Raw genomic sequence first — 22486 nt, forward strand, 5'->3', positions numbered from 1 at the left:
AAATTAATTATTTGGATGGCTACAGTGGCTGACAATATCCAGTCTACAGTTCATTATGGTGTCCAAGGGTTTTCAAAAGCTAATTATAAATATTTACCTCTTGCATAAAGAACATGTGTTCGGTCTATAATATATACAAACATACGTTCTCAAAAGTACAGGAGTGATTACAGTGTTGACTAAGCAACGAACCATTATGCTCATTGATATGCAGAGCTTTTATGCTTCAGTCGAAAAGGCAAAAATGCCTCAATACAAAAATAGACCATTAGCTGTTGCGGGAGACCCCGCAAGACGCTCTGGAATTATCCTTGCCGCTTGTCCACTAGCCAAAGCGAAGGGTGTGTCTACCGCGGAACCACTCTGGCAGTCTCTTCAGAAGTGCCCTGAACTGATCATTGTGAGACCACACATGCAAGAATATATCGAAGTATCCACTCAAATCATGTCCATTATTGAAGAGTTCACCGATCTGGTCGAACCGTACAGTATAGACGAATTATTCGCTGATTTTACAGGGTCTATGCATCTATTCGGTAATGATCCAGTAGATTTGGCCAAGCAAATTCAAGACAAAATCTATAATGAAACAGGCGTTTACGCGAGAGCTGGCATTGGTGAAAACAAAATCATCAGTAAATTATGCTGCGATATAATCGCTAAAAAAGCAGAGGGGGGCATTTTCCACTTAAAAAAAGAGGAGTTACACCTCCATATTGGAGATAAGCCCATCCGCGATATGTGGGGGATAGGCTCAAGAATGGAAAAACATCTGTGGAAGATGGGGATCCGAACCATTAGAGACCTGGCGAATACGCCTCTTTCCAAATTAAGAAGTAAGTGGGGCGTTAATGGAGAAGTCATCTGGCGAGTCGCAAATGGACTCGACAATTCGCCGGTAACCGTCAACACGCACAGTACACAAAAAGATATCGGAAACGGAATGACCTTGCCTAGAGATTTCACAGAGGCTTGGGAGATCGAAGTGGTTATTCTCGATATCTGCACAGAAGTATGCAGAAGAGCCCGCCAAAAGGGACTGATGGGTAGTGTCGTGTCCGTAAGTGTGTCTGGAGCGGATTTTGACCACCCCACTGGTTTTCACAGGCAGGTTAAACTGTCTGATCCTACAAACATAACCGTTGATGTATGCAAGATAGCCAAACGCATATTTCATCAACACTGGGATGGGCAACCTGTGCGCCGTGTAGGCGTATCCCTGTCTCAATTATCCAACGCGGATACATATCAACTATCTTTTTTTGATGATCAAGAACAGAAACGGGCCATTGATCAGGTGATGGACGACATTAAGGATCGATTTGGCGACATTGCCATTCTACGAGCAAGCTCCATTACGGCTGCGGGTCAAGCGATCGATCGAGCATCTAAAATTGGGGGGCATTATAAATGAGCAAAAAACTGGAGGCCAATGGATTATGGGAATCGAGCCGCATGATGCTTCCACAACATAAAGAACGGATTATACAGCATCGTACTCAAGTTCATTATCTAACGAAACCGCTGATCCATGAAGATGAGTGGGAGATTATTACACAAAATATAGATATGTCGCTCAATTATACATTGCAAGCCACCTTTGCAATATTTACTGAGTCAGGCAATCGTTATATACACGGGATCGTCACTTCAGTCAGTACCTTTGGAAAGAAAATCAAAATTGAAATGGAGAATGGATTTGAATGGGTCGATTTTGATCAATTGGTCGCTGTAAAACTTGAAGAAGGAGGCGTGTAAAGTGCGACAGACTTTCGAGGAACTTTCACTCGTAAAGAGGGTAGTGGAGCTCCCTTATCTGTTAGGTGCTCTGGAGGTAGATAAGCATAAAATATACGCTTCAAACTTCAAAATGAAATCTGTGTATGTTGACTACCTGGACGGTACCCAAAAGAAAATAGCTTTAGAAATGTACAAATCAAAGCAAAGGCTAAAGGAACATCATATAAAAATCATAGATGAAGTGAGATCTGAGCTGAGTTTAACGGTAGATTATTCGGTGAGAGGTTACATTCATAAAATGACATTATTATGGAGCAAAGTGAAAGTAGATGTAACCTTAATGCTTACTGAACATATGAACGTTGATATTACTGAATTGCCCACATGAACATAGAAAATAAGAGTCTAACTTATGGGTGCGGCAACAAATACGAGCAGATCTTTCGGCAAACCGGGAATCACAAAAAAGATAAATAAAGAGGCAGAGTAAACTATGTTTGGATGTCAAAGATAAAAAACTTCATTATTATAAATCTGCCCCTGTATTCAGTAAGGACATTCAAAAGAAAAGCCACGAAGGAGGAGGAATAGCAGAAGGTTTAAGACAGTCGAGAAATCAGTAGGATGCCCCATTTCCCGGTTCGCTTGCGGGACGTAATTTTCAAGTCGTCATTTCAAGTAGCATGAGAAATTTTAAGATAAAACTCAAGAGGAGAAGTGGGCGTAAAAGTAATTGAGGGGATGGTAGCGTCATGCCAATTGAAATCAAAGACATTGTGTCTAAGAAAATATTAAGTGAAGTAAAAGGTTATCTAGATATTGGTTTTACTCATTCACTAAATCCCTATACGGGTTGTGCATTTGCTTGCGAATACTGTTACGTCAGAGAAATGCCTATTCAAAAGTTTAAGGATATTCCTTGGGGATCGTGGGTGGATGTCAAGAAAAATGCAGCAGAAAACTATCTAAAGGAAGTCTCTCTTCTAAGACGTAAAAATAAACCCATAAGTATATTCATGTCATCAGCCACAGATCCTTATCAACCTGTAGAGCAGAAGGCAAACATTACAAGAAGCCTGTTGGAAGAAATGGATAAAAACCCACCAGATTCACTTCAAATTCAAACTAGAAGCCCGCTGGTTGCCAGAGATCTTGATATACTGCTGAAATTAAAGGAAAAATGTAGAATTATGGTTTCAATGACAATCGAGACAGATCGCGAAGACGTGAAACGAATTTTTTCGCCCTATGCTCCTGGAATAGATTTACGAGTTAAAGCCTTGAAAAAGATAAATGATGCAGGGATACATACACAAGTATCTATTTCCCCTGTGCTACCTTTTTCACCTAATTTCGCTAACATGTTACAAGGCATAACTGATCGAATTTGGATTGATACGCTATTGATTGGTGATGGTCAAATGGGGATGAGATCTAAGCGGTTAGGGATGCCACAATTATTTGAGGCGAACGGCTGGGAGAAATGGTACGAGAAAAGAATTCATCTGAAAGTCGAAAAATATTTTAAGGCAAGGTTTCCATCTGAAATTATTCATGTATCCAAAAACAGTGCATATCCATTTTGATTTTAAATAGCCATTCATTTAATAAGGATCTTGCCCGTTTTTTCTTCATGCAATAGAAATATTGCAGAAACTGGTGTTCGAAGATCAACTCTCTCATACGAGTCAATGGAGGACGTATGAGTCCTCCATTGATTTAACTTGAAGATGTAGAGGGATTCATTTTATTTTGAAATGACCGTGGAGTAACAATTTGACATCATTCACTCTGATGAATATCGTTTGGAAGTTCATCATTGAGTTTCTGGTACCCGAGCCCCCATGTTTCCATAGAGAATATAATTGGCTTCAGTGAATTTCCTAAATCACTTAAGCTGTATTCGGCTCTCGGAGGGACTTCTGCAAAAACAGTACGAATGACAATTCCATCCTCTTCCATTGAACGCAAATTTTCAGTGAGAACCTTTTGACTGATCTCAGGTATACTTTTACGAAGTTCTCCGAATCGATGAGTTCCCTTCAAAAGATCCCTCATAATCAATAACTTCCACTTGTTACCTATCAATCCAACTGTCGTTGCGACGGGACACAACGGCAACTCTTTTTTTGAAATCACTACATTATCGCCTCCAATAGTTACTATTAGTATCCTATATAACAAAAAGGTGCCTACTTTCAAAATCAATACATTGCTTATATTATAATTCTGTCGATGAAAAATCAAATGAAAGGAGGAGGGAGTTTGCAAGAGAGTTTATGCAACTGAGTGACTATTTTTTGAATCATATGTTAACGTTCTTGAATTCTTGGAGACAGCATTTAGAGATCAGTTTATTGGCTCTGCAGCCTAGAGATAAAATAATAGTTACAAAAAGGTTCCTATATAACAAAAAGGTGCCTACTTACCAATTATCTAAAGTAGCGATAAAATTTAAGTGAAGGCATATGCTCACGAAAATAGAAAGGGGTTTAAATATGACGATTACAGAAAACAAACAATTGATGTATCGTTTCACGAACTTCATTAATACGGCAAGCAAGGAACTTGCTGAAGAATTGATTGCTCCAGATGCTGTTTTTTATGTACCTATGCAAAAAGAACCAATGAATGGTCCAAGTGGTTATCTCTCCATAATTCATATGATGAGATCTGGTTTTTCCGATATACAATGGACTGTTAAGGAGCTGGTAGCAGAAGAGGATCTAGTAGCAGCTCATTTTGTCATGAAGGGCACACAAGACGGAGAGTTTCTCGGGTTTCCACCAACGAGCAAAAAAATCGAAGTAAATGCAATGAATTTTTATCGGATCTCTAATGGCCAAATTATTGAAGAGTATGGTCAACCCGATATGCTTGGCTTGCTTCAACAAATAGGGGCAATTCCAAAAGCATAATTAGATTAAAGTCGAAGAGGGACTGCATTTTGCAATCCCTCTTCTTAGTGATTTTACAATTAGGAAATATAAACTACTAGTTTTAGCCTAGTTTTTGCGAACCATTGAACCACACAGATTTGATTGACAAGGTATCTGAAATATTAGTGATCGGATCACCGTTTATAAGAATAAGATCAGCACGTGCACCTTCGGTAATCCGGCCACGATCTTGTAGACCAAAGCAACGGGCCGGTTTGGAAGTAGCCGACTGAAGAGCTTCGATCGGAGTGAACCCAGCCTTCACCAGCAGCTGCATTTCGTGGTGAACACTGGCCCCATGAGCAAGGCCACCAAGGTTCGGAACGGGAACCGGCGCGACATCCGTCCCTACAAGAATATCAACTCCGGCACGGTGAAGATCCATCACATTTTTAAAGCTGTTCTCCATGTTACCTTGTGGGAATGTATTGAAGCTTGAGTTCAAAATATCGATCCAATCCGGACTTAATTTGGAATGAACTCGTGGATCACTAGCCAATTCCGATGCCGGATTACCAATAATCGATGAATTTAACACCAAGCACGGTGTAACAAAAGCTCCAGAATCTGCTATGGATTTAACCAATTCGGACGTGTACTCGGGTCTGTCGATAAACAAGTGGCCCAATCCGTCAACTCCAAAATCGATGGCAGCTTTCGATGAAAGAGCCGTCAAAACGTGGGCAATGACCAACTTATCGAACTTGTGGGCTTCAGTAACGGCTGTTTTTAGAATCTCGTCACTTAGAACAGGCAGGCCGGGTGCACCCATAACCGTTCCCTCTTCAATCATGATCTTAATATAGTCAGATCCATTCTCCACTTGGGTATGCACATGTTTGATCGCTTCTTCAACCGTTGTCACTTGAGGTATTTCGTCGTGATCGTGAGCGTAGGCGGCCAACATTGCTTCCCGGTCTTCCTCCGATAACTTCTCTAGTTCCTTTAATACGAATTCAGGTATTTCATCTCCATCAGGCAGTAATTCATCTGGGTGCCCACCAGGAGCGGTAATCGCTGTCCCAGCAGATCGGACGTCTGCAATGTCATCCACATTTTTTAGCTGAATTTCGCGCCCTCTTTTCGTAAAATCGCCGTTCATTTCGAGTTCTGTTGTAACACCGAATTTTAAGGCATCTCGTAATCCGCCAATTGAGGTATGGACATGTGCATCAACCAGGCCGGGTATTAATGTCGCATTTTCTCCATCGATAATTGTTGCGTCGCTTGGGATGTCTCCGCCCACTGAAATAATGGACACCCCTTTAATGACAATATGTCTGGGAGCAATGATTTGATATCCATCAAAGATTCGTACATTTGTAATCGCCGTAATTTCTTCTAACACAGCATTTTGATTTAATTTCTCCATCATAAATCCTCCTAATGTGTTTGTGACCGAACACTTAGCAGTATAACTGTTAGATATCTAACAGTCAATAGTCTAACAATTGTTTGACAAGCCTACTGGGATCACTGTATATTTTAGCTACTTACAATTAGATTCCTAACAATTACAGAGGGGACGATGGACGGTCATGCATTCCCGAGAAGATACGCCTTATATGGAATTGTTTCAAATTATCGGTCTTAAGTTAAAGAAAAGAGCGGATGAGAGTATAAAAGAGCTAGGATTAAGTTCTCAACAAGGAAAAGTAATTGATTATATTTATGAGAATCAAGATAATCATATTATTCAAAAGGATCTTGCAGATCGGTTTCATCTGCGTGGGGCAAGCGTTACAAGCATGCTTCAAGGTCTAGAGCAAAAAGGTTTCATCGAACGTAAAATCCCGGCCAATAATGAACGGCAAAAAAATATTTACGTATTACCAAAAGCGGTTGACTTGATTGAAGACTTCAATAACTCATTTCAAAAAGTGGAGGATGAAATCGTTCAAGCCCTTAATGACGAGGAGAAGCAAATCTTAAAGAAATTACTGATCAGAATTAATGAACGCATATAATAGACGGGCAGGAGAAGTAAATGGTGGCCATAGAACACTGATGACATTGATTTCTCATCAGGAATTATTACTTACAATAGAACGGAAATCTTGGATCAAGAAGATATTTTTCAAGTCATTACTGCATCGTTTGAAAATCTTTCTATTTAAGGCGGTATATTAATGAACAAACTTGAAATTAAAATATCTAACTATAATCCCAAGTATGCTGAACATACAGTGAAAATGTGGAGAGATAGTAAGGAACGGGCAATTGGTCAGGCTGAAACCCATAGCTTCGAAAACCATCTATATTTTTTAAATCATATACTATCTAAACAGTATCAAATAGATTTAGCGTTAATTGATGAAAAAGTAGTTGGAATGATTGACTATAGTGAAACTGAGATAAGCCAACTTTATATTCATATTGATTATCAAGGGAATGGAATAGGGCGAACCTTGCTTAATAAAGCAAAAGCACAAGCAAATGGAAAATTAACTTTATATACATTTGAAGTGAATAAAGATGCCCAAAAATTTTATGAGAATAATGGGTTTGAAATTACTGGTAGAGGACAAGAAAATGAAGAGAATTTACCTGATATACGATATGAATTGAAGTTGTAAGAATTGAAGTTGTAAAAATCGAACATAAAGTTACATTCAAAAAAGTGAACAGTCTGCAGGTTAGCAGGATGCTTGACCACCCAACCATTTTCACTGGAAATGTAATCCCATGTATTTGTCTTGACAGTAATTGAGTCTGACTCGTAATATTTGAAGTGGAGATGTAGGAAAGGGGACTCGCCGGACCATGTGGACTTCCTTGTAATGATTATCTAAACTGGATCGCTCGACTTGGTGTTTTGGTTATAACCACACGCCTGGTTTGTGATGCCGATCCGCAATCATTCAAGGGACGCGAGGAACCGTTTGAATCAAACCCGGGCGCGGATACTTGATGTATCCGCTTTTTGTTATACCTAGGATAATTCCATCTCCAATGAAAAATGGTTTTCTCCCTCCCTTATTAAACGGAGGTAATAAAATGACCAAACTATACGGAAAAACCGCTATTGTGACAGGCACAAGCCGCCCCGGAGGTATTGGAACCGCTGTCTGCCGCACGTTGGCACAAGAAGGCGCTAATGTGTTCTATACCCATCTGTACGATTACGATAAAACAGAGAATCCGGGGGATGCCGACAAAAACTGGCCGGATTTCTTTGCCGAAGAACTTCGCTCCTATGGCGTTAAGGTAGCGCATATGGAGGTCGATCTTACCGATCCCAATTCTCCAGCGCAACTGCTTGATGCATGCCGATCGGCTCTCGGGCTGCCGACCATTCTCGTCAACAACGCTACTTACAGTGTAGCAGCTGATTTCCGTCAATTAAATGCATCATTGATCGATGCGCACTGTGCCATGAATATTCGAGGTACATTCATGCTATCGGCCGAATTTGCGCGTATGCTGGAGGTTGAACTGGCCGTCCATCAGGACCTTTGCGGCGGCCGGATCATCAACCTCACGTCCGGTCAAGGTAAGGGGCCGATGCCTGGCAATCTCGCTTATGCCGCAACAAAAGGCGCTGTCTCCACCTTTACCGAATGTCTATCTGCTGAACTGGCTCCGTTTCACATTACTGTGAATGCGGTTGATCCCGGTCCTACCGATACGGGTTGGATGTCGGAAGAAGTGAAAAAATCTTTGCTACCGGGATTTCCGATGGGCAGGATCGGTCTTCCTGAAGATGTATCCCGTCTGATTGCTTTTCTCGCAAGCGACGATTCTCAATGGATCACCGGACAAATCATTCATTCTAGAGGTGGTTTCTAATTTCCATAAAACCAAAGGAGGCCGCCGATCAGCAGGATCGGCGGCTTTATTCGACTACCGGGTGGAAACTACGCTTTGTGAAGAAGATGATGCAACGGTGGCGAAAGAAGCTTTACGTCAATACCCAATCAATTGGGTAAAACTTGTCGTCTCCGCCTTTTTAACGTCTTCGAAACGCTCCAGCGCGCGCCAGAGCATAGAAAATCAAGAGAGCAATGATTGACCCGACGATCGCGGGTATGATATGAAATCCACCCACCACAGGCCCCCTCGGTCCCAACAGTTCATACCCTAACCACGATCCAACAAAGCCAGCAATGATATTTCCAAGTACGCCTCCCGGCACGTCCCGTCCAATCAGATTTCCACTTAACCAGCCAATTAGCCCACCGACAATAAGTATCCAGATTAAATACACGAATTGGTCTCCCTTCCATTCATTTATTACAAGTTATGTTTCGTTAGGGGGAATGTTGCGGATCATCTGCGAATCGTCCACTAAACCATTTCCATTTTAATCCAAGGGTAGTAAAATCGGTTGTACCACCACTAGTATGAATGCTGGTGCAGATGGGGATGGAGATGGCCAGTATAGAAAGGAGGCGCTCAGGTGTTTATGTTTCGAAGTCCTTTTATTTTAGCCTTGTTGATGATGAGTCTGATGTCAGGCTTGTCTGCTTGTTCTGAGTCAGAGCAATCGGAAGATAAGGGTGCTTCGACAAAGGCTGACTTCACGGAGCAGATACAGAGCCTTAATCTGAATCTGGAAGAACCGTCATGGAAGCTGGATACCACCCCCGTGAATCTAACGTGGTTCGTTGGAGCCGAATGGTACGGGCACACTTGGGGTGAGAGCCTGACTTCCAAATATGTCACCCAAAAAACAGGGGTCAATATCGAATTTGAAGTATCAACTGGTGAACCAAGCGAGATGTTATCACGAATGTTGACGACCGGTAGTCTGCGGGATCTGATAACCATCGGCTCCTGGGAGAGTGCGGTTAACAAACTTCGGGAGAGTAATCTCGTCTATGCCCTGGATGAGCTAGCCAACCAGTATGATCCTTACTTTTACAAGGTAGCAGGTGATGGTATTCTACAATGGTATCGGCAGGAAGACGGCCATACCTATATCATTCCCAATGATGCGTACAGTCCCGAACAGATGCGTTCAACCGGCTTGACGGGAGCGAACCAAACCTTTCTCGTACGTAAAGATCTGTATGAGTCGATGGACAAACCGGACCTTACCACACCAAAAGGTTTTTTAAATGCATTGCAACTGCTGAAGAATCAATATTCTGTTTATAAAGGTCAGCTGATCAGTCCGTTTTGGGCACAGGGGAATGCATCCTATGGGTTGACCGAATATTTGCAAAATCTGCTTGCGATCCCCCATGAACAGAACGGTAAAGTATACGACCGAATGACAGATCCCGATTATATGGAGTGGCTGAAAACATTTCGTACCGCTTACGAGCAGGGCCTGATTAATGTTGATTTTCTGGTCGACTCCAGTGCGCAGGTGCAGGAAAAAACCAACCATGCCCAATATTTTATGATGATTCGGGAATGGACAGACATATCGGACCTCAATTCGAAATTGGAAGTCCTTACGAATCAGAGTTCATACTATATCGCTGTAGATGGACCCCGGAGCAGCAGGGGAGAATCCGCCAAACTGTTTCCCGGCAGCATGGATGGCTGGATGGTTACGTTGATTAGCAAATCCACGGAAAACCCTGAACGGGCCATTCGATTTTTGACCTATCTGGCCAGCGAAGAAGGCCAAAGGGATTTATTTTTGGGCAAAGAAGGTGAAACCTGGGCGATGAAAAACGGCAAACCGCAGTTGACTGCGGCGATGGTTCAGTTGTATGACACGGATAGGGAGCGGCTGGAAAAGGAATATGGCATTATGGATACCTACTGGATGCTGCGAAACCCTGCTTTCGTTAACAAGTGGAGACCAGAGAATGCACCATCCATTAAGCAAATGGAGGAGTTCGCCAACCAACAGGCCGATCTGGACAGCGGCATCTATAAGGGACTAGATCCTATAGGGGATTCCGATATAGCGTTAGCCTGGTCACGTATTTCTCAAAATTGGGAAGAAGTGCTGCCAGAACTGATTACAGCGAAGGATGAAGCTGCCTTTGACAAAATTTTTGAGAATTTTCTGATACGTCGTGTGAACTACGGCTTTAACCAGGTGATGGAATATCGCCAGGCTGAACTGGAACTGCGGAAATCCAAGATAGCCAGATAACCACTCGCTACTACATTGTTAACGATCAGCTAACTAGTAATATATGGTATAACAAAGGTGGTGAATACATCAGAATGAAATACCTACTAACGAGATTGAGGAAGCTTTATCGCAATGCCCGTATATCCCAAAAGCTGTTTCTGGCATTTAGCCTGATGATTGCCATACCTGTTATTTTGATATCCTTTGTGTATATCCGCATGCAAGAAACCCAGCTATATAAGGATGCTATGGCAACGGGCAACAGCCATGTTTCATGGCTGAATGAACAATTGCGCAGAAGAATGGACATGATTGAGAACGCTTCCAACACGGCCCTTACTCAAAAGTCATTTGTGGATTTTATTCATTCCAATATGCTTGTGGATGGACTGCGTCTGGTGAAGTTTAAGCAAAACCAGTTTGAGCAAATGCTTAATATCATTCAAAGCAATGCGATGATCAGTGAGCTTAGCTTTTACGTTGATAACCCAAACTTGTATGAAATCTGGCCTGAAATCTATCATTATAAGAAATTTTGGCCGCAGGATTATTGGATAAAGCTACGGGACGAAGGTGGTGCGGCTTACCGTTTATTTTCTTTTAGGGATGGTGAACACACTTTATCCTACTATCGTCTGGTTCGCCTTCAAGGTCAGGAACAAAAACGCCCTAGTATTATGGAAGTGCGAGTCCCGCACAGCATGTTTTTCAGCGACCTGCTCCAGGAGAGCAAGGGGGACTTCTTTTCGGTATTGATGAACGCAAGTGATCCTCCTCAGTATGTTTACAATCCCCAGCATGAGTTTTCTGAGAAGTACGGGCAGAGGATGAAGGAGATCCTTGGCAGTATTCATCGACAGCTGGATATATTGCCGCAGGAAAGCCCGCTTCAGGTTAAGGTGGGAGATCAGAGCTTCTATGCATTGTATCGATACATCGCTCCGTTGAACACTTATGTGGTTGAGATTGCTTCCCATCAGGCATTGATGAAGGGGCCGCGCAGTTGGTATGCATTTGTGGTAACGATTACATTATGTGTATTGCTGCTGATTATGCTACTCGTATCCCAAACGACACGGCGTATTTTCCGGCGGTTGGACAGCGTACTGATATCCATGCGTCAGGTACGAAAAGGCGAGCTGGATGCAATGATTGATACAGGCCTTGATGAGAACGAAAGAGGAGATGAAATCGATGAGGTGGCGGTGAATTACAATAAAATGTTACATGAGGTCAAACGTCTAATGACACAGGTCGTGGATAAACAGTTAATTGCCAAAAACGCACAGTTGCACTCCTTGCATTCGCAGATTAATTCTCATTTTTTATATAACGCCCTGGAATCGATCCGTATGGTGGCAGAGGTACAGAGGCAGCCTGCTATAGCCAATTCATTGGTGTCGTTGGGCTCCCAGCTACGTTACAGCATGCAGTGGCGTAGCGATACCGTTGCTTTTCGTGAGGAGCTTGCCAATATCCAAAGTTATATTGAATTTATCAACTTTATGGAAGTCGGCAGTATCGTTATGACGGCAGATCTTCCTCAGGAGATACTTCGCTACGCCATTCCCAAGATGTGTATGCAGCCCATCGTTGAAAATGCAGTTCATCACGGGGCACCTTCAGGCGGCAGGGTAACTATAGAGATTACCTTTTCTGTGGAGAATGACAGTCTGCTTTTCATTAACATAAGAGATGACGGAAAGGGGTTAGAGCCTGAGATGTTACACCGTCTTCAGTCAGTACTGCGGAGCGAATCGGATACGCCGATGGTTACTAGCAGGAGCGGACTTGGTTTGGAAAACGTGAATAAGCGATTACAGCTTCATTATGGCAAGAATTGCGGTCTTTGGATTGATAGTGTTCAAGGTGCATATACCTGCGTAACGATACGTTTGCCTTGGGAAAATGTAAATCTTGGAGGGTGGTAGAGCATGATTAATATCCTGATTGTGGACGATCAAAAACACATTCGTGACGGCCTGCAGGCCATGCTGCATCAATTTCCTCTGGAGCTGAACAACATATACTGTGCCGCGAGCGGGATTGAGGCGCTGTCCCTATTGCGGCAGCATTGCATTCACATCGTGATTACCGATATTATGATGCCGGATATGGATGGGTTGGCACTCATGGCTCAAACCAAAGAGGAATACATGGATGTGGAGTACCTCATTATCAGCGGTTATAGTGATTTTACATATGCCCAAAAAGCGATCGGGCTTGGTGCAAAGGGTTACTTGCTCAAACCTTTGAAGCGAGAGGATCTGCAACATTCCCTGGAGCACGTATGGCAAGAGATCCAGACACGGCAGGCACTTACGCATAATATGCAGCGTGTATCCCGCCTCGCCCAAGAGACCGATCGTAAAGAATTAAGAATGTTTATGCAAGGTGCGTTAAGTGATGACGCATGGATTCTTCAGATTGAGAAAAAAAATGATGCGTTATGGCGTAATTATCGCCTAGCCCTGCTACGGGAAGAAGTTTGCATGAACCAGCCCGGAGCAAGCAGTGCACATAGCATGGAAGCCATTGCTTATCGTGTGTTTGGCAGACAAGGTTGTATTTGCCTGCAACATCGCCCATACCTGATCCTTGCGGTAGATGCATCCATAGATTCAAGTGTTTTGCCTGCAGCGCTCAAGGAAGGAAAGATCAATGTCATAACGGCCATGACTAACCCGATTCAGGGGTTAAAAGAACTACCCGACAGCTATACCCAAGTGCTTGAGCTCTATCGCCACAGTTACCTGTTTCCTGATCAGTATAGTATCTTCCCAGCACATATTGAGCATATGGAACAGCAGTGGCAACTTCCCTATGAAGACTTATATGAACTGTTCCAGTCGATTGGAACAGATAACAGCGGAACAATTACTCAGGGTATTTCTGCAATATTTCACAAAAAGGTGCTGCAACGTTATCCTATTCGCTATACCCAACAGCTCTGCGCCGCCACCGTTCAGATGATGGAGGAATACGAACGAGTTATCCACCCTTATATGGGGGAAGAAGTGCTGGATCTTGAATCATTGCGTAATCTCTTTGATTATCAAGGGATGCGTGAGTATATACAAGCACTGCAACAGCAGCTGCTTCGGCTGAATCAGTTATATTATGACTATAAGTGCAGCTATCGCCATTCGCAGGATCTAAATGAAGCCATTCGTTTTATACACGAGAGTTACCACAAACCGCTGGACCTCGCGATGGTATCCAATCATGTATCGCTTAATTATGCTTATTTTTCAAATCTGTTTAAGAAGAATGTTGGTAAAGGTTTTGCTGAATACCTACGAGATGTGCGTCTGGATAAAGCGCGGCGGCTTCTCGCCGAAACCGATCATAAAATTGTTGAGGTGGCTGCTATGGTTGGCTATGAAAGCTACAAAAGCTTTACACGCGCGTTCCGACTTGTGATGCAGATCCAACCCACAGAGTACCGACAGATGATGCGGCAGAAGGCAGATTGAATCAAAAGCCAAAAAAATGGGATACCACAAAAACAATTGTACCTTTTCAGCGAATTAACCTATTCGATAGAATAAAGATATCCCTTCATGTAAGCGATTTCCTTAATGCACATGGATTGGGAAAAGCTATTATTCTATTAAAGGAGGACAATTATGAAACCATCTCACTTTACGGCGAAACGGTTTATGAAAAAGGTACTCGGTATGTTCCTTGTGGTTGTGATGCTGGCTAGTATTGGCATACTGCCAGCTTCAAAGGTTCAGGCAGCGGGAACTACCGTAACCTCAATGGAGTACTTCTCACCAGCAGACGGGCCTGTTATTTCAAAATCAGGGGTTGGCAAGGCCAGCTACGGATTTGTTATGCCTAAGTTCAATGGAGGCTCCGCGACATGGAATGATGTTTACAGTGATGTAGGCGTTAATGTAAAAGTGGGCAACAACTGGGTTGATATCGACCAGGCAGGCGGTTATATCTATAACCAAAACTGGGGGCACTGGAGCGATGGCGGCTTCAATGGTTATTGGTTCACCCTCTCCGCAACAACCGAGATCCAACTGTACTCCAAAGCGAATGGTGTTAAACTGGAGTATCAACTTGTATTCCAAAACATCAACAAAACAACCATTACCGCGATGAATCCGACACAAGGTCCACAAATCACGGCAAGTTTCACAGGCGGTGCAGGCTTTACATATCCAACGTTCAACAATAATCCTGCGGTCACTTATGAAGCTGTTGCGGATGATTTGAAGGTATATGTCAAACCTGTAAACAGCAACACCTGGATTGATATTGACAATAACGCAGCCAGCGGATGGATCTACGATCACAATTTTGGCCAATTCACGGATGGCGGCGGTGGGTACTGGTTTAACGTAACGGAGTCGATCAATGTCAAATTGGAATCAAAGACTTCTTCAACTAACCTTGTTTATACCATTACGTTTAATGAACCTACAAGAAATTCATATGTCATTACGCCATACGAAGGAACAACCTTCACAGCAGATGCGAATGGTTCCATAGGGGTTCCGCTTCCCAAAATTGATGGAGGCGCGCCAATCGCCAAGGAACTGGGCAATTTTGTATACCAAATTAACATGAATGGGCAATGGGTTGATTTGAGTAACTCCAGCCAGAGCAAATTTGCATACTCCGCTAATGGGTATAACGATATGTCCGATGCCAATCAGTGGGGTTACTGGTCCGATTATATCTATGGTCTTTGGTTCCAGCCAATCCAAGAAAATATGCAGATCCGTATTGGATATCCACTGAACGGACAGGCGGGTGGAAATATTGGCAACAACTTCGTCAACTATACCTTCATCGGCAATCCAAATGCCCCGCGTCCGGATGTATCTGATCAAGAGGATATCTCAATCGGAACGCCAACCGACCCGGCAATCGCGGGCATGAACCTCATTTGGCAGGATGAATTCAACGGAACTACGCTGGATACAAGTAAATGGAACTATGAAACAGGATATTATCTCAATAACGATCCCGGTACTTGGGGATGGGGAAATGCAGAACTGCAGCACTACACAAACAGCACTCAAAATGTTTATGTACAGGACGGGAAGCTGAATATCAAAGCCATGAATGATATTAAATCTTTCCCGCAGGATCCAAATCGGTATGCACAGTATTCTTCGGGAAAGATTAACACCAAGGATAAACTGTCCTTGAAGTACGGCAGAGTCGATTTTCGTGCCAAGCTTCCTACAGGTGATGGTGTATGGCCAGCACTGTGGATGCTTCCAAAAGATTCGGTATATGGCACTTGGGCTGCATCAGGTGAAATTGATGTTATGGAAGCGAGAGGCCGTCTGCCTGGATCAGTAAGCGGTACCATACACTTTGGTGGACAATGGCCCGGGAACCAGTATTCGGGCGGCGATTATCACTTCCCGGCGGGGCAAACTTTTGCCAATGATTATCATGTATACTCGGTAGTCTGGGAAGAGGACAACATTAAATGGTATGTGGACGGCAAGTTTTTCTATAAAGTCACTAACGAGCAGTGGTATTCCGCAGCTGCACCGAATAATCCGAATGCACCTTTTGATGAGCCGTTCTACCTCATTATGAACTTGGCAATCGGTGGTAACTTTGACGGCGGCCGTACCCCGAACGCCTCCGATATCCCGGCGACTATGCAGGTAGATTATGTACGCGTGTATAAAGAACAGTAATTTGCGATTTCGGATAGAGCGAATGAAGATCAGATGGAACAGATGCTGGGCAAACCGGAGATCCTGAAATCTCATACTCTATAATTGGCTTACGACCGATTCCCAATATTTCAACCTGGGAATCGGTCGTTTAATTTTAGACTTGATACTGTAGTTCATCGGCTGCAACTCTTGTCGAAGGACAACATCATTAGGAGGAAATATGAATCAGAAAGAATTTGAATCAGTCATCAATCTCCCTGCAAATATTCGTTATGAATACTTCATCAAAAAAGTAGTGGATTCAGAAGAAGTGTGGGGGCTTTATGAGAATGCTTGGTCAGTTACTGAAGATGATAAAGGTAATAAATTACTTCCATTTTGGCCTAAGAAAGAATTCGCGGAATACTGTGCAACTGATGGTTGGGAAATTTACTCAAGTAAAAGTATGGATTTGTACGAGTTCATAGACGATTTTCTACCCAATTTAAAAAAAGAGGGTTTTAAACCTTCAATATTCTTAAATAATGCTGATTCTGCTGTATTAGAAGTCGATATACTAATTGAGGATTTAAAGACAGAACTTGAAAAATACTAACTTAAAACCTCAACGAAGGAGTTTGGAAAACCGTGAAAAATACGAGACGTAAACGAATAAAATTGGGTGATATCTACGCTATACCTCTGCCTAACGGTAAGTTTTCCTTTGGGAGAAGGCTTAAAGATGCCAGCATTGCAATCTATAATGTGATAAGTGACACGATAGAAGAGATACCTCAAGAAGAGGAATACCAATTTATCGTGGGTGTATATGATGATGTACTGAAATCAGGTGATTGGTCGGTCGTTGAAAATCGTCCGTTCCCGGATGAAGAAGAGGCGTGGCCCCCACCTGCCTGTATCATTGATAAGATATCAGGAGAATATTTGATTTATCATATGGGAGAGATTAGACCTTCTAATAGCGAAGAAAGCGAAGGATTAGAGATTGCGGCTGTTTGGGAAGCCCATCATATTGTTGATAGAATAATGGGAGATGATAAGTGGCACCGAGACCCGAATAAATAGCGAATAAATAGTGTACGAGTATACCATCTATGGTTCCAGAAATCAGGTGTAGCGGTTTGAACCGCTTTTTTACTTTCCAATACTAACATTAAGTCACGTTTCTATAGGGGTAACACCAAGCGCTTCAACCATTTTCTCTGTTTAAGTAAACTCTTCTGGCATCTTATATAATCAAAATCAACCAAGCCAAGCCCTCCTTTTACAAAGAGGGGCTTAGCTTGTTTTGCATTCAGAGGTAAGTAAAAATGCAAAGTTAACTTGACACATAATGCAAAGTGAACTATGCTAAAAATGCAAAGTAAACATTGCAAGGACGTGATCACTTGAAGACAAGAATTGCAGAACTGCGTAAGCAGCATAAGCTGTCACAGGAAGAGCTGGGACGAATTGTTGGTGTTACCCGGCAAACCATTACCTCTCTTGAAAGGGGAAAATACACGGCTTCCCTTATTCTTGCTTACAAAATTGCCAATTTTTTCGGACTCGCCATTGAAGATGTTTTTGATTTCAGCGAAGTGGAGGAAATGTAAATGGACAAGTACAAGATTAAAATAAAAACTCGCAAAAACGTACTGTCACTGGTAGCCGCTGCTACCCTATTGATCTATGTAGGACTTATATTTTACCGAGGTGGACTACCCGATTTACCTAGTTTTATAAAGGGATTTCACACAGGCGCTTTTATCGGGGTTGAAGTGGCCGTCGCTTTTTTCCTCGTCAGGTATATAAAAGCCAGTAATAATGAAGCCGAGCTGAAGAAGCAGTATATTGAGGAGAATGACGAGCGGAGTGTAATGATACTCCAGAGAGCCGGCACACTCAGCACAGCAATCATTCTCATTGGTCTGGGCATCTCCTCCGTGATCGCCGGTTTCTTTAATCCCTTGATATTCTACACCTTACTAACTTGCTTATTATTTGTTTTAATCGTATTTTTTGCACTGTGGATGTATTATGCGAGAGAAATTTAAGGTTTAGATCAATGATGCTCATACAACCAAAACTAATGTACTTAATATAACAAAGTTGTCGAGGGACAAAAACATGATCCCATTGAAGTCGCTATTTTAGCGGCTTTTTTGTTTTATCGGTACAAGAACATCTTCCGCTTACCGATTAGATGAATATCTATTGGCTGGTGAGACTTTCTCAACAGCTTGGAAGCAGGAATTTCCCCGCTTTTTTAATAATATAGGGCCTTGACCTTCACATGGGCTACCCAGGAATATTCGAAATGGCTAATTTTGCATTATGCATAAAACAAGATATAAATAGTTTTGATCTTTTATGATCAAGTTATCGTTAATTAGTTTGAGGGGGTGAGGGAGCGTTGGATGATGAAGAATTAATTCATGAGATTCGTGAAGGTAGTCGGGCTGCAATGGAAGTTTTGGTGAAGCGGCATTACAAGTCGATATTTTCATATGTGTACCGAAAAACGGGAGATTATCATATCTCTTTTGATCTAACTCAAGAGGTATTTGTAAAAATGATGAATTCATTGGAGAATTATCGAGATAACGGAAAATTCAGTCACTGGTTGCTGAAAATAGCAGTGAATCATTGTATGGATTATTTTCGTGGGCGCGAGTTCAAGCAACAACTCAGAGAGAGCGAGTTAACAGAAGAGGCGCTCCCAGCAAGTGAGCACCAGAATGTGTGGAACATATTCTATAAACGGCTTCAGAATGATAAGGTCAGGCTGGCGGTACAAAGTTTGCCTGAGCACCAGCGGGACGCAGTCATTCTGAACTATTACAACGGGCTAAAGATCAAAGAGGTTGCCGAGCTGACGGGATCGAATGAGTCGACAGTGAAATCACGTATACGCTTGGGCATAACAAAGTTAAAAGAGATCATTGTGGGAGGTGAGCGGGATGAAACGTACAGAAAACGAAGATAGAAGGAAGCGTCGAGCTGAATTAGAGATGGAGGAGTACGCCGAAATTGCCCCTTTTTTGGATGACTATGTGGTTGAATATCCATCCGAGATGGAGATCGAAAGGACGATAAGGGCCTTGGATGCACATATGCCGGGACAGATGAATGTTCATCTGGAGCAATCACCGGGGAAATCATTTACAGAACTGTTCCAACTCGTTCGGGGTGAGGTTATGGTTTTCCACAAATCGTACTGGCTAGTTTGCGCATTGCTTCTGTTGTGCGGATTCTGGTTGGGAACCCGCAGCACAATATCCCCATACATGAGTGGACTTATTCTGGTACCTGTACCTTTTATTCTCGGATTACTGGAAGTATTCAAAGGTCGGGATCAGGGGCTGATGGAGATCGAACTGACCTGTAAAATTACGGCACAACAGCTGATGCTGACTCGTCTGATCGTCGTGCTTGCAGGAAATATGGTATTTGTTCTGCTTCTTATGCTATTGGTATCTGGCGGAAGAGGAAGTTTCATCTCATGGAGTGGCGTCGGTCTGTGGTATACCCAACTGATGATTGCGGCAGGGGCTAGTTTGTGGCTGGCTATGCGTGTTCGGGGTGGAACAGCTGTTAGTATTTTCTTGGTCGCATGGTTTGGGCTTTTCTGGCTTATGTTAAGCAATCCCCGATTTGTTACTTTAGTACAATCGATTCAGACCCCAGTACTTATTGCAATCGCATTATGTGGAGTGGTTCTGTTGATCAGTCAGATCCGGCAGATGACGCGAAAATATACATCACAAACGGAAAGAGGTTATTCCTTTGAAATTGACCATGGATAACGTATCCAAGAAGTATAGAAACAAGTGGGCCGTGAAATCGTTCACGCTAGAGCTGTCCAGCGGTGGCGTCTATGGCCTGCTTGGACCAAATGGAGCGGGCAAAACAACGCTGCTTCGCATGCTTGTAGACATCGCCAAGCCAACGTCCGGACAAATTATGCTGGATGGGCAACCCATTGAACAGATGGGGGATCGTTATCGCGATATATTGGGCTATATGCCGCAGCGCTTTGGATTTTATAATCGTTTCAGTGCTCATAAATTTCTCATGTACATGTGTTCGTTAAAAGGACTGAGTACGAATCAAGCCGCTATTCGAGTGCAGGAGACATTACGTATGGTTGATCTGGAAAAGCAGGCACAACATAAAATTCGTACGTTCTCTGGAGGCATGAAGCAGCGGCTCGGAATTGCACAAGCCTTGCTAAATGATCCGCAAATTCTAGTTCTCGACGAACCTACGGCTGGCCTTGACCCGAAGGAACGTATTCGATTTCGTAACATTATCGGTGAGTTGGGAAGAGACCGGATTGTACTGTTATCGACGCATATTATCTCTGATCTGGAGTTCTCGTGTAAGGAAATGATCCTGATGAATGAAGGTCAACTGATTACTCAGAACACACCGGAAGCGATCATGAACAGTATGCAAGGCAGCGTTTGGACTGCAACGTTAACAGAACAGCAGCTTGCCGAACTCACCTCTCGTTTCAAGGTAAGCGGATTGTCCTATCAGTCCGATGGTATTGTGGCGAGAATCTTGGCAAAAGAACGGCCTGTCCCACAAGCTATGCCAGAGGCCCCTCGGCTTGAAGACGTATATATGCACTATTTTGATGAGGAGGCGACATCGTGATTCGTTTGATCGGATATGAATTTGTTAAAATAATGACGCGTAAAAGTATCTATCTTGCACTCACCGGGCTACTAATGTTGCTTGTTCTGTATGCCTATCTCGGACATCCGGGGCCGATGAAGGGTACATCGTTCTACAAACCCTATGAAGGAGCCATTACGGCTGAGAAGGTTCAGGCTGCACAGGAACAGTTACAAAACAAGGGTTATAGTGATGAAGCGAATCAGAATCGATATGGCGTATTTTATGAGATTTCCATGTTTTCGCCGGAATTCATAAAAAACTACACCAAAACTGATGATAGCGGGAATGTCATGGAACGGACCGTAAACGTCACTGAAATTCACTACAATAAACCTTGGGGTTATCTGTTGGAATACATTGATCAATTTGGCGTGCTTTTTATGATGATCATGATTTTGCTGGGACTGGCTCCCGTATTTGCAGAGGAATATGCATTGGGAACGGCAGCGTTGGTACGCAGCAGCAAGCGAGGGAAGAGCCAAATCGTATCGGCTAAATTGATGGCTTCAATAGTATATATTGTCCTATGCGTCATCTTGTTTACAAGTATCAACTTGCTAATCTACTGGTTGAGGTTTGGAAATTTGGCTGGAGCAGATACCCCAATACAGAGTGTAGGCATGTACTTTCAAGGCTTCGATTATGAGTTCTCGCCTTATAGGTTGTCTGCGCTTCAGTATTATGTAGTTCAGTTGGTCACACACTTGGCAGGCAGCCTGATTTTTGGATGCGTTGTGCTATGGGTTTCTTCGCTCAGTTCAACGGCGTTTGTTGCCATAATCATTAATGTGGCTATTGTAGGCGTGCCCTATCTGGCATTTGATGTAATGAACTTTAACCCAGGATGGGCGAAGTGGATTGAGGAATTTTCCTTCAGTACAATGATGCGGGTAACGAGACTGTTCCAAACTCCAGTAAACTACTCCATATTCAGGGTGGAGGTGTCATATCTACAGTTGTATTTGCTTATTATGACTGTAGTTACAGCTGTAGTTGTACTTGGTACATATCGAGCGTTCCGTAATCGTGAGGTATTTTCTTGACTTGAAGCACTATGAGGAACATGATGTATTACACAATTAGGTCCGCAGATTCTGCGGACTTCTTTTCATATGAATAAGCATGGCAGTGTCCCCAGCTGAGGACAAGAACTTGGTTCCATTGCCAAAAGGACAAGAACATTGTGTCATTTCAGATTAGATAGTTATCTAAATAGTAGCATGATGGAACTCCTATGGCGAGATAAAACCCACATTAATATAAGACTTCGTTTGAATGACGATTTTAAGAACATGGTACCGATGTCGATTAGAACATTTATCTGTTTCATTAAACTAACGGGCAGGTTAGTTTCGGTATGTGGTATTATTTGTTTGATGGAGTAAACTAAAGCTTGAGACAAACATCAGTCAGTGTTTTCCAAAAAAAAGGTAAGCATA

Annotated in this window: 23 protein-coding genes; 20 read left to right on the plus strand and 3 right to left on the minus strand. The window is 42.8% G+C overall.

Annotated elements, in window-relative coordinates:
• The first annotated feature begins 175 nt into the window (after window positions 1-175).
• The 4 genes from MHI55_RS17065 to MHI55_RS17080 all read left to right on the plus strand — a co-directional run bounded on the left by MHI55_RS17065 (window position 176) and on the right by MHI55_RS17080 (window position 3326).
• Window positions 176-1414: a DNA polymerase IV gene (locus MHI55_RS17065; RefSeq protein ID WP_340386415.1), complete on the plus strand. Its 1239-nt coding sequence runs from the start codon at window positions 176-178 to the stop codon at window positions 1412-1414.
• Window positions 1411-1758 (plus strand): YolD-like family protein, encoded by a 348-nt coding sequence (locus tag MHI55_RS17070; RefSeq protein ID WP_036673624.1) that lies wholly within the window; start codon window positions 1411-1413, stop codon window positions 1756-1758. Before MHI55_RS17065 ends, MHI55_RS17070 begins: the two co-directional genes overlap by 4 nt.
• A 1-nt stretch (window position 1759) precedes the next feature.
• Window positions 1760-2128, plus strand: coding sequence for a hypothetical protein (locus MHI55_RS17075; protein ID WP_036613922.1), 369 nt, complete (start codon window positions 1760-1762; stop codon window positions 2126-2128).
• A gap of 364 nt (window positions 2129-2492) precedes the next feature.
• Window positions 2493-3326: a radical SAM protein gene (locus MHI55_RS17080; protein WP_076250537.1), complete on the plus strand. Its 834-nt coding sequence runs from the start codon at window positions 2493-2495 to the stop codon at window positions 3324-3326.
• 196 nt (window positions 3327-3522) lie between these two features.
• Here MHI55_RS17080 and MHI55_RS17085 read toward each other — a convergent pair whose 3' ends face one another.
• Window positions 3523-3879, minus strand: a complete 357-nt coding sequence (locus tag MHI55_RS17085) for a helix-turn-helix domain-containing protein (RefSeq protein WP_340386417.1) — start codon at window positions 3877-3879, stop codon at window positions 3523-3525.
• Between the two features lie 359 nt (window positions 3880-4238).
• On the opposite strand from MHI55_RS17085, the gene MHI55_RS17090 reads away from it, so the two are divergent.
• Window positions 4239-4658 (plus strand): ester cyclase, encoded by a 420-nt coding sequence (locus MHI55_RS17090; RefSeq protein ID WP_076317746.1) that lies wholly within the window; start codon window positions 4239-4241, stop codon window positions 4656-4658.
• Between the two features lie 82 nt (window positions 4659-4740).
• Here MHI55_RS17090 and MHI55_RS17095 read toward each other — a convergent pair whose 3' ends face one another.
• Window positions 4741-6051 carry an amidohydrolase family protein gene (locus MHI55_RS17095; protein WP_340390613.1) on the minus strand — a complete coding sequence of 437 codons (1311 nt, stop codon included), beginning with the start codon at window positions 6049-6051 and terminating at the stop codon, window positions 4741-4743.
• A gap of 166 nt (window positions 6052-6217) precedes the next feature.
• On the opposite strand from MHI55_RS17095, the gene MHI55_RS17100 reads away from it, so the two are divergent.
• The 3 genes from MHI55_RS17100 (at window position 6218) to MHI55_RS17110 (ending at window position 8468) form a co-directional block, all read left to right on the plus strand.
• Window positions 6218-6646, plus strand: a complete 429-nt coding sequence (locus MHI55_RS17100) for a MarR family transcriptional regulator (protein WP_047843226.1) — start codon at window positions 6218-6220, stop codon at window positions 6644-6646.
• Window positions 6647-6808: 162 nt separating this feature from the next.
• On the plus strand, window positions 6809-7255 hold the full coding sequence (locus tag MHI55_RS17105) for a GNAT family N-acetyltransferase (protein ID WP_340386419.1): 447 nt from the start codon (window positions 6809-6811) through the stop codon (window positions 7253-7255).
• Window positions 7256-7676: 421 nt separating this feature from the next.
• Window positions 7677-8468 carry an SDR family oxidoreductase gene (locus tag MHI55_RS17110; RefSeq protein WP_036613912.1) on the plus strand — a complete coding sequence of 264 codons (792 nt, stop codon included), beginning with the start codon at window positions 7677-7679 and terminating at the stop codon, window positions 8466-8468.
• Between the two features lie 160 nt (window positions 8469-8628).
• Here the strand turns inward: MHI55_RS17110 and MHI55_RS17115 are convergent, their stop codons facing one another.
• Window positions 8629-8886, minus strand: coding sequence for a GlsB/YeaQ/YmgE family stress response membrane protein (locus MHI55_RS17115; protein ID WP_036613911.1), 258 nt, complete (start codon window positions 8884-8886; stop codon window positions 8629-8631).
• 198 nt (window positions 8887-9084) lie between these two features.
• Between MHI55_RS17115 and MHI55_RS17120 the strand changes: the two genes are divergently transcribed.
• The 12 genes from MHI55_RS17120 (at window position 9085) to MHI55_RS17175 (ending at window position 22090) form a co-directional block, all read left to right on the plus strand.
• The gene (locus MHI55_RS17120; RefSeq protein WP_340390614.1) at window positions 9085-10737 is read left to right on the plus strand and encodes an extracellular solute-binding protein; all 1653 of its coding nucleotides are present in this window, start codon (window positions 9085-9087) and stop codon (window positions 10735-10737) included.
• Window positions 10738-10832: 95 nt separating this feature from the next.
• A complete protein-coding gene (locus MHI55_RS17125) occupies window positions 10833-12650 on the plus strand; it encodes a histidine kinase (protein WP_340386421.1) in 1818 nt (605 codons plus the stop codon).
• 3 nt (window positions 12651-12653) lie between these two features.
• On the plus strand, window positions 12654-14195 hold the full coding sequence (locus tag MHI55_RS17130) for a response regulator (protein ID WP_340386424.1): 1542 nt from the start codon (window positions 12654-12656) through the stop codon (window positions 14193-14195).
• A 153-nt stretch (window positions 14196-14348) separates the two neighbouring features.
• The gene (locus tag MHI55_RS17135) at window positions 14349-16397 is read left to right on the plus strand and encodes a glycoside hydrolase family 16 protein (protein WP_340386426.1); all 2049 of its coding nucleotides are present in this window, start codon (window positions 14349-14351) and stop codon (window positions 16395-16397) included.
• A gap of 202 nt (window positions 16398-16599) precedes the next feature.
• Window positions 16600-16974 (plus strand): DUF2750 domain-containing protein, encoded by a 375-nt coding sequence (locus tag MHI55_RS17140; RefSeq protein WP_127549260.1) that lies wholly within the window; start codon window positions 16600-16602, stop codon window positions 16972-16974.
• A 32-nt stretch (window positions 16975-17006) separates the two neighbouring features.
• Window positions 17007-17444, plus strand: a complete 438-nt coding sequence (locus MHI55_RS17145) for an Imm26 family immunity protein (RefSeq protein WP_340386428.1) — start codon at window positions 17007-17009, stop codon at window positions 17442-17444.
• Between the two features lie 323 nt (window positions 17445-17767).
• On the plus strand, window positions 17768-17974 hold the full coding sequence (locus tag MHI55_RS17150; protein WP_036613900.1) for a helix-turn-helix transcriptional regulator: 207 nt from the start codon (window positions 17768-17770) through the stop codon (window positions 17972-17974).
• Complete coding sequence (locus MHI55_RS17155; RefSeq protein WP_340386430.1) at window positions 17975-18415, plus strand: hypothetical protein; 441 nt, start codon at window positions 17975-17977, stop codon at window positions 18413-18415.
• 359 nt (window positions 18416-18774) lie between these two features.
• Window positions 18775-19347, plus strand: a complete 573-nt coding sequence (locus MHI55_RS17160) for a sigma-70 family RNA polymerase sigma factor (RefSeq protein ID WP_339282721.1) — start codon at window positions 18775-18777, stop codon at window positions 19345-19347.
• Window positions 19322-20167, plus strand: coding sequence for a hypothetical protein (locus MHI55_RS17165; protein WP_340386432.1), 846 nt, complete (start codon window positions 19322-19324; stop codon window positions 20165-20167). Before MHI55_RS17160 ends, MHI55_RS17165 begins: the two co-directional genes overlap by 26 nt.
• Entirely contained in the window at window positions 20148-21023 is an 876-nt protein-coding gene (locus MHI55_RS17170) for an ABC transporter ATP-binding protein (protein WP_221821441.1), read from the plus strand. The genes MHI55_RS17165 and MHI55_RS17170 overlap by 20 nt, the downstream gene beginning before the upstream one ends.
• Window positions 21020-22090, plus strand: coding sequence for a hypothetical protein (locus MHI55_RS17175; protein ID WP_340386434.1), 1071 nt, complete (start codon window positions 21020-21022; stop codon window positions 22088-22090). The genes MHI55_RS17170 and MHI55_RS17175 overlap by 4 nt, the downstream gene beginning before the upstream one ends.
• Window positions 22091-22486: the final 396 nt, after the last annotated feature.

The organism is Paenibacillus sp. FSL E2-0151, assembly GCF_037993015.1.
Classification (GTDB): domain Bacteria; phylum Bacillota; class Bacilli; order Paenibacillales; family Paenibacillaceae; genus Paenibacillus; species Paenibacillus amylolyticus.

Coding starts and splice junctions, on each gene's coding strand:
- MHI55_RS17095 (WP_340390613.1), bottom strand. CDS start 6,051: ATGGAGAAATTAAATCAAAATGCTGTGTTAGAAGAAATTACGGCGATT.
- MHI55_RS17165 (WP_340386432.1), top strand. CDS start 19,322: ATGAAACGTACAGAAAACGAAGATAGAAGGAAGCGTCGAGCTGAATTA.
- MHI55_RS17070 (WP_036673624.1), top strand. CDS start 1,411: ATGAGCAAAAAACTGGAGGCCAATGGATTATGGGAATCGAGCCGCATG.
- MHI55_RS17105 (WP_340386419.1), top strand. CDS start 6,809: ATGAACAAACTTGAAATTAAAATATCTAACTATAATCCCAAGTATGCT.
- MHI55_RS17100 (WP_047843226.1), top strand. CDS start 6,218: ATGCATTCCCGAGAAGATACGCCTTATATGGAATTGTTTCAAATTATC.
- MHI55_RS17130 (WP_340386424.1), top strand. CDS start 12,654: ATGATTAATATCCTGATTGTGGACGATCAAAAACACATTCGTGACGGC.
- MHI55_RS17110 (WP_036613912.1), top strand. CDS start 7,677: ATGACCAAACTATACGGAAAAACCGCTATTGTGACAGGCACAAGCCGC.
- MHI55_RS17140 (WP_127549260.1), top strand. CDS start 16,600: ATGAATCAGAAAGAATTTGAATCAGTCATCAATCTCCCTGCAAATATT.
- MHI55_RS17155 (WP_340386430.1), top strand. CDS start 17,975: ATGGACAAGTACAAGATTAAAATAAAAACTCGCAAAAACGTACTGTCA.
- MHI55_RS17090 (WP_076317746.1), top strand. CDS start 4,239: ATGACGATTACAGAAAACAAACAATTGATGTATCGTTTCACGAACTTC.
- MHI55_RS17120 (WP_340390614.1), top strand. CDS start 9,085: ATGTTTCGAAGTCCTTTTATTTTAGCCTTGTTGATGATGAGTCTGATG.
- MHI55_RS17135 (WP_340386426.1), top strand. CDS start 14,349: ATGAAACCATCTCACTTTACGGCGAAACGGTTTATGAAAAAGGTACTC.
- MHI55_RS17080 (WP_076250537.1), top strand. CDS start 2,493: ATGCCAATTGAAATCAAAGACATTGTGTCTAAGAAAATATTAAGTGAA.